Genomic DNA, 13,771 nt, shown 5'->3' with positions numbered 1-13,771 from the left:
TGGTGAACAGTTCTAAACGCCTACAGGAGCAGGAATACTAGTGAAGTTCGCCACCGAGGGCTTGTTGAATACTTGAGCTAGTTGACGAGGAGCGCGATCGCACCAGTTGCGCTTGCCATAGACATAGCCAGCAATCAAAGGCAAAGCAACGGTGGCTTCGGAGAAGACCATTTGCTCTTGCACAATATCAACCTTGCCCCAAGAATGAGCTTCCTTCAAGGTGGAACCAGAAAGAGCGCCATCGCGTTCATCTGCTACGGTAATTTGAACGGCATACTTGTGCATGGCAGCTTCAAATCCAAGCAATTCGGCAGCCACAACGGTATCTTGAGCAAAGTTCTTAGGAACACCACCACCGACCATGAATAGTCCTGTATGAGGACTTGCCAACTTGCATTGAGTCAATTCACGGAAATCTTTTACAGAGTCAATGCTGAGGTGTTCTTCGGGGGAGTTCCATTGGTGATGTACCAACCCAAAACCTGCGGAGCAATCACTAAAAGCGGGAACAAAGATAGGGACTTGATGTTCGTAAGCAGCTAAAACAACGGAATGACGATTCTTGGCATTCTTGTCAAGATAAGCACCCATCTCATGGATGAATTCGCGGGAAGAATAAGCGCGAGCTGGTAGAGAATTAGCAATTTTTGCGATCGTCATATCGCAAACGCGCAATTCATCTTCGTCAATGTAGGTGTCATAGATGCGGTCGATCGCATTTTCGCGCAGCACTGTATCGTCAGCGAAGGTATCACCTACATAGTGACGAAATCCAAGGGCTTCAAAGAAATCTTGGTCAACGATGTTAGCGCCTGTAGATACGATCATGTCCACCATATTGTTGGTAATCAAATCGTAAATGATGCCTTTGAGACCCGCACTAAATAAAGAACCTGCCAAACATAGGATAATCGCGCAATCTTTGTCTTGAATCATGTTGTCGTAGATACGAGCAGCACGACCGAGGTTTCTGCCTTGAAAAGCTGTATTTGCCATGGCATCAACCAAACCAACAACATCAAAAGCTTTGATATCGATGTGTTCAACAGTCTGTTTAAGTAGTTCGCGTTTCATGGTTCTTTTTTCCTAGATGTTTAATGTGGGTGTATGCAAATATGTGCAGAGTTTTAGAGCAAACTTCAAAACAATGAAACAAGCAAAATCGAACATCTAGAAGTTGAAAAAATTTATTCGCTGCAAATCATGGCTACGGCTTAGACAATCACTGTTAGCTCAAGGACTAACCTAGCTTTGATGTCAACACCAAACCTTGCACGCAAAAAAACTTCTTGCCCCAAACGGTTCTTTTACTACTTATTCAGTCTTGAAAATATTTAGCCTTCTCCAATCTGAGAAGCGATCGACCGAGGTTGTTAACGGTTGTTACAACCCTGATAGTTAGAAGGTCGATCGGAACATACTGGGTCCTTCACAGGCATCATCCCACGAAAGCGTAGGGTCAGACTCACGTCTGTCGCCCAACTTTACGTTGAGGAGCCAATCACATCCAAGCAATAAAACCAGTTTTTTCAATTTCTGTAATAACTGAGTACAACAAATCCCTACATATAATAGCACTTTTTTTAATAAACACAAGCAAAATGGCGCTAGAGAATTTATAGGGCGATCCGTTTAACTGTCTATTAGGAGACTTGTAGAGATTTAGAGGCTCCTGCTTGAAACAAGATAGACGTATTTCATACAGGGACGATCATGATGACAGCGCAGTATCAGGCGGCTCTACACTCCTATGCAGAGGGTCGGTATGAAGAGGCTATGCAACAGTTCTCAGAATTGTTGTACGAAGATCCTCGTAATCCTAAACTGCATATTTGGTTGGGCGCAACTTTTCGGAAGGCAGGCAAAATCGAATACGCTAAGGTGCAATATCAGCAAGTACTAACCCTAACGGATGATCCTGACTTGCTTGATCTTGCTAGTACTTCCTTGGCTCAAATCCAAAACAAACTGGCTGCTGCATCTCAAAGAACTTCTTCTAAAAAAGATATCCACAAGGATGTCGATAATATTCTCACTACCAGTGGTCAATCTTTTAACACGGATACTAACAGTACGAGTGGTGCAAGTGATGCTGTAAGTGGGACAAATCAGATTATTACGCCAAATCGGGATGTGACGGTCGAGGATTTAACTTTACTGACTCCCTCTTCTCCTCCCAATTCGACTTCTAAAATAAAAGCGCCCTTAAATATTCAGAGTAATGGGAATGGAGTAGTCCCCCCTCCTCCTGCGATCGCTTCTTTAATTAAAACGCCACCACTAGAAGTCTATCCCGAAGCTTCAACTCAATTAGGTGAGCAGACAACGGATATTGTGACCTTGGAAGAACTAGCGGAGAATGTTAATTCAACGGTTTTACAAGATACTATTGCCAATATTCAGAAAAGTAATCCCAAGACTAAGTTACCGAAAAAAGGCAAAAAAACAAAGAAAAATAATGCCCAAGCTCAGTTCCCTCCTGTAGAAGCGGTTTTATTTGGAGATCGCCATGGTCTAGAGCCAGTGGATAGGGCTTTTAAAAATAGCCCTGATGCATCAGCAATCTCACTGGAGGAGATGTTTAAGTTCTCTAGTGTGGGTCAAAAAATTACGCTATGGGGAGCGTTAATAGCTACAATTCCTGCGATCACCTTAGGCGTAGCAGCTTATCAAGTAGGGGATAGCTTACTTCTAAATAGAGTCAAGCAGGGGCAGCAGGCTGAGGCGATCGCCTTAGCGAAATCAACGGGCAGTTTCTTGCAAAGACAATCTGCGGACGTTCAAGTTTTGAAAACTTTATTGGTTTCCACAGAAGTAGGGCTAAGTACTCTCCAAAATCCAGCTAATCCAGTTCCCTCAACTAATCTTCCTGCTAATAAGACCACAAAACCTGCCCCCTCTTTACCAATTGCTCAACAAAGGCAATTAAAGCAACAGTTAACTAATCGCCTCAATTTGTACGGTCAAGCTTATCCCCAATACTCTAGTATTGCCGTTTTTAGTGCCAATGGTGAGTTGATTGCCCAATCTAAAAACTCTCAAGGTTTACAAACCCTTAGCCCCAACTTTTTAAGTAAGGCGACAACTACGGATAGTACCTTGATCAGTAATTCTGTAGCTACTAAAGAAGGTGCTTACATTTATGCGGTTAGCTCCATTAAAAGTTCTGTTTCTAACAAGGTAAGCATGGTGCTACAGGTAGAAATACCCGTTAAATCCCTAGTCAGTGAATTATCCAGCAATACTAGTAGTACTAGTAGTTTCTACGTAATTGACAGTTCCAATCGCTATGTTGCGAGTTCTCAGACGGTAAATATTGCGGAAGATGCATCGGCGGATTTTTCCATATTATCGGATCTGCGAGCCGCCCAAAGTCCTGATTTACGAGAAGTACTCAAAGGTGATCGCACTTCCCAATTTCTTGCCTATGCCTCTGTAGGCAATATGCAAAATTATGGAATGCTGCCTTGGGATATCGTCACTACGGTAGATAAGTCGGTAGTCATGGCAGGTAATCAAAATCTATTACTTGTGATTGGAATTGGAATTGCTTCGACTCCTTTTTTAGTGGGGGCGATCGCCTATGTTTTATCGCGTAAATTAAGTAGCCGACTCAAGGATATCCGCTCAGCTTTAAGAGATCTTAAACAAGCGAAATCAGATACTCACTTGGGAACCTTGAGTGTGGAGGGTAATGATGAGCTATCAGATATTTCTTTAAGCATTAACAAGATGTCTGAACAGTTCCAAATGATGATGCTCAAGCAAGAACAGGAAAAGGAACGTTTGCAATTACAAGTTGTGAAGTTGTTTAAAGTCTTGTCTAAGCTAGCTAGAGAAGAGAAACAAGAAGTTCAAGAATCTGACTTGTCCGATGAAAATATTTTACAGTTGGGCAAAAAGGTACGGGGAGAAATGGTTCAGCGTAATGCTGAAGTTGAGAGTTATCGTAAGCAGAAGGAAGAAATTCAATTTCAGTTAATGCAAATGCTGAAGGATATGCAAGCTTTGGCTGATGGTGATCTGACGGTGACTACTACGTCTGTTGATGGTAACTTTACAAATCTAGCGATCTTTTTTGATGATGTGATGCGGGGCTTACACAATATTGTCGGTCAAGTTAAGTCATCGGCAAATCAAGTTAACTTCTCGCTAGGACAGAGCGAACAGGCGATCGCTAATCTTGCTAGTGTGTCCCAAAGACAAGTGGATACGGTGGCGCGATCGCTCAATACGGCTCAAATGTCTACTATAGCGGCGACAAAAATATCTAATGATAGCCAGAGGATCGTTCAGTCTTCACAATTGGTAGCATCTAAAATTTCCGAAAGTGATCGCTCCATTGATGCTGTCATGGAGAAAGTCAGCGAGTTGCAAAGTACGGTTTCCAATACGGCGAAAAAAATCAAAAACTTGGGAGAATCTTCCCAAAAAGTCGCCAAAGCAATTTCTACAATTAATGAGATCGCTATCAAAACGAATTTTCTTGCCATTAACGCTACTCTTGAGGCATCTCGCTCAGGAGAAATGGGTGGTGGATTGGCGATCGTTGCCGAAGAAGTTGGCGAACTAGCCGCCCGCTCGGTGGCGACTACTAAAGAAGTCGAGAGATTACTGAGTAGTATTCAGATGGAAACCAATGAGGTAATGGCAGCCGTTGAGTCTGGTAGTAACCAAGTTGCCGAAAGCAATAATTTAGCGATCGCGGCAAGAGATAACCTGCAACAAATAGCCGAAATCTCACAACAGATTGACGAGCTAATGTCTTCCATCGCTGATGCAACCCTATCGCAGGTACAAACATCTGAAGGGGTAGCTAATTTAATGAAAGACATTTCACATATTGCCAAAAGAACCCTTGCTTCTTCTTCGGAAGTATCTAAATTTCTTAAGAGCAGCAAGCAGTATTCTGGAGATTTACAGCAATCTTTAGCCCATTTTAAAGTTAGATAAATGCCCGCCAAATAGAAACAATTAAAGCTTGTCAAATCCATTACAAACCACCTTGAGTTACCAAAATCTACCCAAAATGATTCCTCCAACTGTTGAAATAGCATTACCAACTAAACAGTTATTGGCTGATGAAGCCAATATTTATATTCAGAATCTGAAGCAACAAATATTAGGACTAGATTCTAATTTACCTGTTTTTTTTAATCAGCTTGACAGCTTAATTTTTACCAATAGTCTGCTGAGAGCGTCGGCAATCAAGGCTAAATTTTATAGCCCTGAATCTAACTTGGCTAAAATATCTAGAGATTTTGACGAATCCGTTAATCTATTGCGAGACTACAATTCTGTTGGCGATCCTATTAAAGGCTTACTCGATCAAATAACAGACATAATGTCTCAGATTATTAATGAATATTGCTACGAAATGGAACCTAGTAGTAATTGGATGGATTTACAAAATAAATTGTTTGATCAAATCCAAGAGCATTTGTTACTTAATTTAAACAATCTAGAGATTTTACAAACCAATGAGAATGAGCCATTTAATTTAGATGATATTCCAGAAGCTCTACATTTATTTGATATCGATTTTGATGTCGATTCCGATGGGAATACTGATGATGATTTATATCTACTAGAGGGAACTCATTTAAATGAGTTAGATGGATTTATAATGATTCAGGTAGATGATGAAGTCGAAGATGATGAGTCTAACTCCTTAGAATGGATTAAAGAACAAGATTTATTAGAGCTAACTTCTGATCTGAATGCGGATTTGGCGATCGCCAGTGATGATGGGGACAAGATTGAAAGTGTACAGGAATTAGATAACGCAGATAACGCAATAATTGAAATCTCTCAGGAATTAGATAACAGCGAAATAACTAGCCTGCCTATGCCAGAAATGCTGGCGGAAATATTTTTAGCCCCTGTAACCGAAAATCTGCTGGGCAGCGATGATGAAACAGAATTACAGGGAGTTAGTTGGAATGAGCAAGAAGATATTACCAATATTCAGGAAGATTTAATTGTAGAAGATCTTGATGATCCTTGGATTAAGTTTTCTTCTTTTGAGTCTTGGTCTCCCGTAGATGAGGATGAACTCTCAACTTTAGAAGAATTGGAAGCTAGCTTCAATATAACTCCAGAGGATACCTCTGAATACTCAATAGCCGTCAGCATAGACGATCCCTTAGAACAAGATGAAGAGGATGAAGACGATGATGCGACTTTTTGGAAGTCTTTGGAATCTATCGGTGAACTCCAATCAGAACCTTTAGAAGTAAGCTTTTTAGAAGAAATCACTTTTACAGATGAAGCTCAGGCTGAGAGTGGAGTATTTCTTGAGACTCAACCAGATCAAGACTTCTCCAGTTCCGACGTTGATACAGCCATTGAAGAGTCTCCGATTTATCAAAATAATAATGTGTATTTGGACTTGGAAAAAGGTTCATTGCTGGATGATCCCAATATCTCTGATACTGACTTTAATTTAGAAGATAGTTCTCCGATATTTCTAGAGTCCGATTTGAACTTTGTAGGTTCTTTGAGTTTGGGCAACAACGAGCAGAAAAAGCGAGACTTAGATACAACTCAGGAGCGCGAACAAGCCTATCATTTAGCAACTATCACCAATGATGCTTCTATCCGTTTGCCGATCAATCATTTGGAAATGTTGGGTGACTTAGCTGAAGAGTTGTTAGTTCGTAAAGGTAGCCTAGATATTTATTTAGGAGAAATCAAAGCTTTTTCAGGAGAGGCTCGTAAGAGCTTGCAATTGCTAGATCATAATTCTAATAATCAAACAGCGATCGCCGATTTGCAGAGTAATCTTGAGCAGATCTTGAATGTGATTGACCAATCTGAGCATCAAGCCTATGCAATGGGACAAGATGTTAGGGAATTAAGAAAAAATCTGCGTCAAGTACTCAAGCATCCCATCTCTAGCATTGTTAGAAAATATCCTCGGATTTTGCGTGATTTATCTTTGCTATATGGTAATCAGGTAGAGTTGATTGTTAAAGGTGCGGAAATAAGCATTGAGCGGATTTTGTCAGAGATAGTCGCTGAACCCCTTGAACTCTTACTTCGCAATGCTGTGGAATATGGTATTGAGACTCTCTTTGAGCGCCAACAAATGCAGAAATGTCCTCAAGGAAAAATTGAGATAATTGCCACACAGACAGAAGAAGGTACAGTTATCAAGGTCAGCGATGATGGTCGAGGTATCAATCTTGAGAAGATTCGCCAGCAGTTAGAAAATTCGGCAACGATCGCAGGAATGTCTGATTTCTCTACGATCGAGATGGGAAATGAGCAATTAATGGGCTTGCTTTTTGATGCCAACTTTAATATTTCTCGCGAACCCCATGTAGGCAGTGTGACGAAATTAAGCGATATTCGGAAAAAATTACGTGATGTCGGCGGCACAATATCCGTCCAGTCGCAAATGGGAGAAGGTACAGAATTTACGATTGTTTTACCTAACTTACTGGCTTTAGTCAGAGTCATGCTCATTGATATTAATCAAATGTGTCTTGCTATTCCCAGCAAAGTTGTCTTAGAAGTTATTCCTATAGAATCTGACGACCCCCATGAGGAAGGACAAACGACCCTATTATGGCGCGATCGCAAAATTCCTGTATTGCGCCTTAACTCCAGCCTCAAACTTAACTGTCGCCATAACACCCATCAATTACCTACAACCACAGCATCTTTACCCTTTGCCGATCTGGTAGAAAGATATAAGCCAGCAAATGCTGTATCTGCTTTTCTGATTATTCACCATGATAATCATCTATTTGCCTTACATACAGATGGATGCTGGAATGATCAAGATGCCACATTCCATCATATTGAAGGTGATATTTCTCTAGCCTCAATTTTTCTGGGTACGGTTATTTTAGGTAGCAATCAAGCGGTAGCTCTCATCAATCCTGCGGAACTAGCTGCGGAAGCTTCGAGAATTAATATCCCTGAATCTATAGCTCCCCCATCAAATCAAGGGATTGATAATTTAAAAATTCTCTCTGACTTTTTTGGTAATGACGATGTTATTTCTGAGAGTTCTAATTCATTCAATCAGGCTAATTTAAGTAGAGTTTCTGATCCAGAAAATCTAGAAAGTTCGGGATTGATGATGAACGCTTCAGGAGATCGACAAACTAAGCGATCGCATCAACCTAAAGTCTTAATTGTGGAGGCTTCGGCAAATGTCAGACGATATCTGGCGATGACTTTAACTAAGTCAGGATTTTTGACGGAGCAGGTGCAAGATGGCAACGAAGCCTTTGCCTTTCTCAAAAATCAGCTACGCCGCAATCTAGATATTGATGTGGTGATTACAGATTTAGAACTACCCCACATGGATGGATTTAAGCTCTTAACTAACATTCGGGCTGACGAGGCGCTCAATAGAATGCCTGTAGTGGTTTTGACTTCCCGAAATAATGATCATGATCAAAAATTGGCTTTAGAACTGGGCGCAAGTGCTTACTTTAGTAAGCCTTATCGTGAGCAAGAATTGGTATCAACTTTACAGAATATTATTGGCTAAAAGAAAGAAGGTGACGCGGAGCGTCACCTTCTTTCTTTTTTAGGTAAGTATCGGCGCGAAGCGCCGCCACTTTTTGCTAAATAGTCCCTTTAAATAGTCCCTGCGGTTTGAATAGCAATACTAAAACCATAATTACTAAACCAACCCCTAGCTTATATTCCGTGCCGATACAGTATTTCTGCAATTCTCCTAAAGTGGTGGGGCAGGTAGTCGCGACTTCTTGGGAAATGCCCACAATTAGCGCTCCCGCGATCGCCCCATAGGGATTACCAATGCCGCCGAGAATCACGGCTGCAAACATCGGCAAAATCAGAAACCAACCCATATTCGGGCGCAAATTCGTAATCAGACCATACATACTTCCACCAAAAGCAGTCATCCCGCCCGCAATCACCCATGTCCATAGAATTACCGCATTAACATTAATTCCCGCGACTTTCGCTAGTTCAGGATTATCGGCAACGGCTCTCATCGCTTTACCGATCTTGGTGTTTTGGAGGAGGTAATATAGCCCTGCAATCACGGCGATCGCTGCTACAATAACCACAATTTTATTGCGCGTAATCGCTAACTCAAAAATATTAATTGCGGGAAAAGTCGGTAAATTATACTTTTGCGGCTTTGCGCCCCAAATCAAAACGATCGCATTCCGAATCACTAAAGCTAAGCCAATCGACACGATCATCATTGTGGTGGAAGTGGCTCGCTTGGCGCGTAAGGGTTGCCAGAGAATTTTTTCGCAGATCAGCACCAACCCAATAGAAGCAGCACTACCAAAAGCGATCGATAGCCAAATATCCAGTTTAAAGGTTGTATTGGAAAGAAAAGCAAGATATGCGCCGAGGGTAAGAATGTCCCCGTGGGCGAAATTAGCGAGGCGAAGAATGCCATAGGTAAGCGTTAAACCAACGGCGGCAAGCGCGATAATGCTGCCAACGGCGATACCATCAACGGTTGATTGCAGGACTTCCAGCATTAAAGATTTTTATAGAAATTGATTATTCATAGTACAGCGCTTTGCTGGGTTGCTTTGGAAATAACAAAGTAGATTTTGGGTGATGCGGCAAAGCCGCATCACCCAAAATCTACTTCCTTGGTGAACCAAGTTAGGATTTTACGGATCACTAAGTAAATCAAGACTTTGCGCCTCCTCTAGATGGGTAGCGATCGCCTTATTACTCAAACATCAGCCCAAAGACATAGGAAAATATCCTGTTTTTTGTAAAGATCTAGTAGACATTTCGAGATAAGGGATGTATATTAGAGAGGTGTGAGGAGCGAACAAAGAAAAAAGCCTAGGAACGAAACAGGGAAAGTAACCTAGGCTTTTTTCTTTGGTTACTGTAAATAAAAAAGGGAGACTAGTTATTAACTGGTCTCCCTTTTTTATTAATGCTTTTATTCAAAGAAAGGGTTACGAAGGGTCATCTTTCTCCTAAAAATTAAGCTTGGCTAATACAAAGGGTGGTACAACCAGACTCGTAAACTCTTTTTCCTTGTTGGCATTCCAATCGCTGAGTTCCTCGGCGGAGGGATGACGCAACCAGCCATCCTCGATCCATGACTGCACCAATTTTGCATTGTCTTCAGTCAGAGCCTCGCCCACATCGACGAGATCCAGATTTGCCCCAACTAAAATTACCCTTGCTCTAGCCGCATGGGGCGACAACCATTCCCACAACGCCACATCCACCATCTTCGCCAAATCATCCCTTACATTACTCACTAAAATTCCTCATCCACAACTGGTTCTGTACCTATAATTTCTAAATACTTAGCTTTAATCACCTTTACATCTTGCCATGTCAGCCACTTAGGACTGCCCTGTTCACGACTTTGATTGCGTAATAAATAGGAGGGATGAAAGATGGGCATCACTAGGCGACCCTCCCATTCATACCATTTACCGCGAACTTTGGTAATGCCTAATTTTTCTCCCAGAATTGACTTAAGGGAGGTTGCGCCTGTGAGCAAAATAATCTTGGGATCAACAAGACGAATTTGTTCTAATAAATAGGGTTTACAGGTAGTAGTCTCGATCTCCGTAGGGACACGGTTATTAGGGGGGCGGCATTTGACGGTATTGCAAACATAGACATCCTTATTGGTGTCTAAGCCTACGGATTCTAAGATTTTGTCTAACAGCTGTCCTGACTTACCGACAAAGGGCAACCCTGATAGATCCTCTTGTTCTCCGGGGGCTTCACCGATGATGAGAATTTTGGCGGTGCGATCGCCTCTTTCGACAACCACGTTAGTGCGAGTGGACGCGAGTGGGCATTTTTGGCAGTTACAAGCCGTTTCGCGCAATGCGTCTAGACTGGCAAACTGCTCGGCGACTGGTACTGATACCGCAGGCGCAGCCGTTTTAGAAGAACGAGTAGTTTTTTGAGCCGATGGAGACTTGCCCACAGATGCTTTGGGTAGCTCGGTTACAGGAGCTTCCGAGGGAGTCAAATCGAATAGGCTCATTTGTTCTTTGTCAGTCATAGACAGAATATGCGCCCCAAATCAATATTATTACTAATATTTTACCTGTTAGGACTTACGCAAAACCAAAGAATTTACTGAGTTTTGGGTAGATTGGGAGAGTGCTTTGCCCTCGCCCAATCGCAAGTCCTAAACCCAAGAATTAGCTAAGCGGCGCGAAGCGCCGCTTAGCTAATTCTTGGATGGGAAGGGAGTATCACCTAAAAAATAGACATGATAAAGTCAAGAATTGGTGGTGCGAGGCTTTGCCCCGCATCACCAATTCTTGATCAAGAAGGAATTATCCATGTTGCCAAAATCAAATTTACGCATCGCCTTACTGACTTACTCCACGAAGCCAAGGGGCAGTGTAATTCATACCCTCGAATTGGCTGAGGCTTTGCAAAAATTGGGGCATGAGGTTTGTATTTTTGCTTTGGACAAGGATGGATTAGGCTTTGAGCGTCATTTGGTCTGCCAATTTCAGGCTGTTCTTGCCAAGTCTGCCCCGAAGGAAATTGATCTCTTAATTCAGCAGAGAATTCAAGAATTTGTCGATTATTTAGTCGATTATTTAAGTGCTGCAACCCGTGATTTTGATATTTATCATGCTCAGGACTGCATTAGTGCCAACGCTTTAGCGATTTTGCGATCGCAAGGACTTATTCCTCACTTTGTCCGTACCGTTCACCATATCGAAGATTACAACAGCCCCTATCTACAGGCTTGTCAGGATCGCTCGATTCGCGAGGCAGAGCTTTGTTTATGTGTGAGTGATAGTTGGCAACAGCAACTATATGAGCATTATCAAATTCATGCGTCGCGAGTGATTAATGGGGTGAATTTAGAAAGATTTTCGGGCGATCGCAATGGAATGGAAGCGCAAATTCAACAAAAATTTGGCTTAGGCTTAATAGGATCGCCCGTTTATCTGACCGTAGGCGGTATTGAACCGCGTAAAAACTCTATTAGGTTAATTCAAGCCTTTGCTCAGGTTTTAAATGATTTTCCTAATGCTCAGTTAGTTATTGCGGGGGGATCGACTTTATTTGACTATCAGGATTATCGGGAGCAATTTTTTGGAGTCGTTGACAAGTTAGGGATTGCTCAATCCTTAGTTATCACGGGAGTCCTTACTGATGCTGAATTGGCGACTTTGTATCGCTGTGCCGATGCTTTTGTATTTCCTTCAGCCAAAGAGGGTTGGGGACTAGTGATTATGGAGGCGATCGCCTCAGGATTGCCCGTAATTACTTCCGATTGCTTGCCTTTTACGGAATTTTTATCCCATCAAAGTGCATTGTTAGTAAATCCCGATGATGTGGAGGCGATCGCTAGAGCCATGCAAAGGGTTACTCAGCCTAATATTAGGGACTCTTTAGTAAAGATGAGTCAGCCTGTTTTGAGTCAATATACATGGCAAAATTCGGCTCAGATGCATAGGGTGCATTACCAAAAAATGGCAAAATTAAACTAGATGCAGCTTTGCTGCATCTAGTTTAATCTGTGAGAAATTTTATGCCTGAAATTCGTTTTCAAGTTGCTTGGCCAGATCAATCACAGGACTCGTGTTATTCCCCGTCCCTAGTGGTCAAAGAATATTTTGAGCCGAATACGGAATATGACCTTGTGGACTTTGTAGAGCGATCGCGGACAGCCTTAAATATTGCTAGCGATCGCGTAAAAGCTAAGTATGGATTTCCCTGTGGATTGGCTCTAGGTCAGTTGCAGGAGATCGAGACAAAGGCGGCAATGTTTGCCCAACTTGATAAACCGAAAGTCAAATTTATTAAATTTAATAATTAGGTTGCATTATTCCCGCGTTCTGCTAAGATATAATTCCTAATAAATTTGGAGAGATGGCTGAGTGGACGAAAGCGGCAGATTGCTAATCTGTTGTACGGCAGGTAACTCCGTACCGAGGGTTCGAATCCCTCTCTCTCCGTTCACAAGCCTGTCATAGAGTGATATGGTTGATAACCCTTCAAAGGATCTAATAGTTGAGGCTCCTGAGATCGATCCTAAAGATTTTAATGCGACAGATGTTGCAGCGATCGCGGATCGTCTAGAGCGTGATGACTACGATAATGCTTTTGAGAGTCTTAGGGATTGGCATATTTTGCGATCGCTGGCTTTTAAAGGCTCTGATTTGGCTGAGCCATATCGCCATTTACTAGACTTAGAAGCATTCGATGAATGCTAAACAAAAAGGTACGCTTAGCGTACCTTTTTTGTTTTTATAAAAGATTCGCGCTTCCCGAATCTTTTTATTAGGGGTTTGGACTGGGACTAGGTGCTGCGGGTAAGCCGTTAGTAAATTTCTCGGTAGCGTTTTTGCTTTCGTAAATGCAATCAACACTGGGAGACTTTTCGAGATCGCCTGTAAAGCCAAAAGTATTCATTCTGTCCTTACACTGACGAATATCGGCTTCTTTAATTACATTTTTTTGGAGTAGTAAATTCCAGTTGTTAGGCAAAACTACGCAACCGGGGACTGGCTCGGCTTGGCTGATGAATACATTAAAGGGGTTGAGAGTCACATAGACGCGGCTACTCATCACCATTGCCGATGCTCCGTAGTTATTGCAAAAATCGCGGCTAGGGGCGAGATTATCAAGACGAATTGCATCAACGGTGCGGGGTGTGGGGTTGAGCGTAGAGAGAGCAATGCCCACACCAATACCGACTGCAAAAATCGCGCCTGCGATCGCCAGTTTTGTGGTCGTATCGTTCGACCTTGGTTCTGTGGGAGGTGTATTCAGAGTTGAAGAATATCTACGTCGTGCCATAGAT

General features: G+C 42.2%; 10 protein-coding genes and 1 tRNA gene. 6 read left to right on the top strand and 5 right to left on the bottom strand.

Annotation, left to right across the window (positions count from 1 at the left end):
- Nucleotides 1–12: 12 nt before the first annotated feature.
- The gene (locus H6F42_RS08375) at nucleotides 13–1,074 is read right to left on the bottom strand and encodes a deoxyhypusine synthase (RefSeq protein ID WP_190398904.1); all 1,062 of its coding nucleotides are present in this window, start codon (nucleotides 1,072–1,074) and stop codon (nucleotides 13–15) included.
- A 639-nt stretch (nucleotides 1,075–1,713) separates the two neighbouring features.
- Here H6F42_RS08375 and H6F42_RS08370 point away from each other — a divergent pair.
- On the top strand, nucleotides 1,714–4,953 hold the full coding sequence (locus H6F42_RS08370) for a methyl-accepting chemotaxis protein (RefSeq protein WP_190398903.1): 3,240 nt from the start codon (nucleotides 1,714–1,716) through the stop codon (nucleotides 4,951–4,953).
- Between the two features lie 28 nt (nucleotides 4,954–4,981).
- Nucleotides 4,982–8,509 (top strand): response regulator, encoded by a 3,528-nt coding sequence (locus H6F42_RS08365; protein WP_190398902.1) that lies wholly within the window; start codon nucleotides 4,982–4,984, stop codon nucleotides 8,507–8,509.
- Nucleotides 8,510–8,585: 76 nt separating this feature from the next.
- Here H6F42_RS08365 and H6F42_RS08360 read toward each other — a convergent pair whose 3' ends face one another.
- The 3 genes from H6F42_RS08360 to H6F42_RS08350 form a co-directional block, all read right to left on the bottom strand.
- Nucleotides 8,586–9,485 carry a branched-chain amino acid ABC transporter permease gene (locus H6F42_RS08360; RefSeq protein WP_190398901.1) on the bottom strand — a complete coding sequence of 300 codons (900 nt, stop codon included), beginning with the start codon at nucleotides 9,483–9,485 and terminating at the stop codon, nucleotides 8,586–8,588.
- A 459-nt stretch (nucleotides 9,486–9,944) separates the two neighbouring features.
- A complete protein-coding gene (locus H6F42_RS08355; protein WP_190398900.1) occupies nucleotides 9,945–10,235 on the bottom strand; it encodes a DUF2288 family protein in 291 nt (96 codons plus the stop codon).
- Entirely contained in the window at nucleotides 10,235–10,999 is a 765-nt protein-coding gene (locus H6F42_RS08350) for a uracil-DNA glycosylase (protein WP_190398899.1), read from the bottom strand. Before H6F42_RS08350 ends, H6F42_RS08355 begins: the two co-directional genes overlap by 1 nt.
- Before the next feature lie 286 nt (nucleotides 11,000–11,285).
- Between H6F42_RS08350 and H6F42_RS08345 the strand changes: the two genes are divergently transcribed.
- The 4 genes from H6F42_RS08345 (at nucleotide 11,286) to H6F42_RS08330 (ending at nucleotide 13,181) form a co-directional block, all read left to right on the top strand.
- The gene (locus tag H6F42_RS08345; RefSeq protein WP_190398898.1) at nucleotides 11,286–12,455 is read left to right on the top strand and encodes an MSMEG_0565 family glycosyltransferase; all 1,170 of its coding nucleotides are present in this window, start codon (nucleotides 11,286–11,288) and stop codon (nucleotides 12,453–12,455) included.
- A 41-nt stretch (nucleotides 12,456–12,496) separates the two neighbouring features.
- Nucleotides 12,497–12,784, top strand: a complete 288-nt coding sequence (locus H6F42_RS08340) for an MSMEG_0570 family nitrogen starvation response protein (protein ID WP_190398897.1) — start codon at nucleotides 12,497–12,499, stop codon at nucleotides 12,782–12,784.
- A gap of 47 nt (nucleotides 12,785–12,831) precedes the next feature.
- Nucleotides 12,832–12,923 (top strand) — tRNA-Ser (locus H6F42_RS08335).
- Nucleotides 12,924–12,947: 24 nt separating this feature from the next.
- On the top strand, nucleotides 12,948–13,181 hold the full coding sequence (locus H6F42_RS08330) for a DUF2555 domain-containing protein (RefSeq protein WP_190398896.1): 234 nt from the start codon (nucleotides 12,948–12,950) through the stop codon (nucleotides 13,179–13,181).
- Between the two features lie 67 nt (nucleotides 13,182–13,248).
- On the opposite strand, the gene H6F42_RS08325 is transcribed toward H6F42_RS08330, so the two are convergent.
- Nucleotides 13,249–13,767, bottom strand: a complete 519-nt coding sequence (locus H6F42_RS08325; RefSeq protein WP_190398895.1) for a DUF3172 domain-containing protein — start codon at nucleotides 13,765–13,767, stop codon at nucleotides 13,249–13,251.
- Nucleotides 13,768–13,771: the final 4 nt, after the last annotated feature.

Source organism: Pseudanabaena sp. FACHB-1998 (assembly GCF_014696355.1).
Classification (GTDB): Bacteria; Cyanobacteriota; Cyanobacteriia; order Pseudanabaenales; family Pseudanabaenaceae; genus Pseudanabaena.
Note: the sequence above shows the minus strand (reverse complement) of the source record. Positions and strands in the feature narration are given on the sequence as shown.

Coding starts and splice junctions, on each gene's coding strand:
- H6F42_RS08325 (WP_190398895.1), bottom strand. CDS start 13,767: ATGGCACGACGTAGATATTCTTCAACTCTGAATACACCTCCCACAGAA.
- H6F42_RS08375 (WP_190398904.1), bottom strand. CDS start 1,074: ATGAAACGCGAACTACTTAAACAGACTGTTGAACACATCGATATCAAA.
- H6F42_RS08360 (WP_190398901.1), bottom strand. CDS start 9,485: ATGCTGGAAGTCCTGCAATCAACCGTTGATGGTATCGCCGTTGGCAGC.
- H6F42_RS08340 (WP_190398897.1), top strand. CDS start 12,497: ATGCCTGAAATTCGTTTTCAAGTTGCTTGGCCAGATCAATCACAGGAC.
- H6F42_RS08330 (WP_190398896.1), top strand. CDS start 12,948: ATGGTTGATAACCCTTCAAAGGATCTAATAGTTGAGGCTCCTGAGATC.
- H6F42_RS08370 (WP_190398903.1), top strand. CDS start 1,714: ATGATGACAGCGCAGTATCAGGCGGCTCTACACTCCTATGCAGAGGGT.
- H6F42_RS08350 (WP_190398899.1), bottom strand. CDS start 10,999: ATGACTGACAAAGAACAAATGAGCCTATTCGATTTGACTCCCTCGGAA.
- H6F42_RS08345 (WP_190398898.1), top strand. CDS start 11,286: ATGTTGCCAAAATCAAATTTACGCATCGCCTTACTGACTTACTCCACG.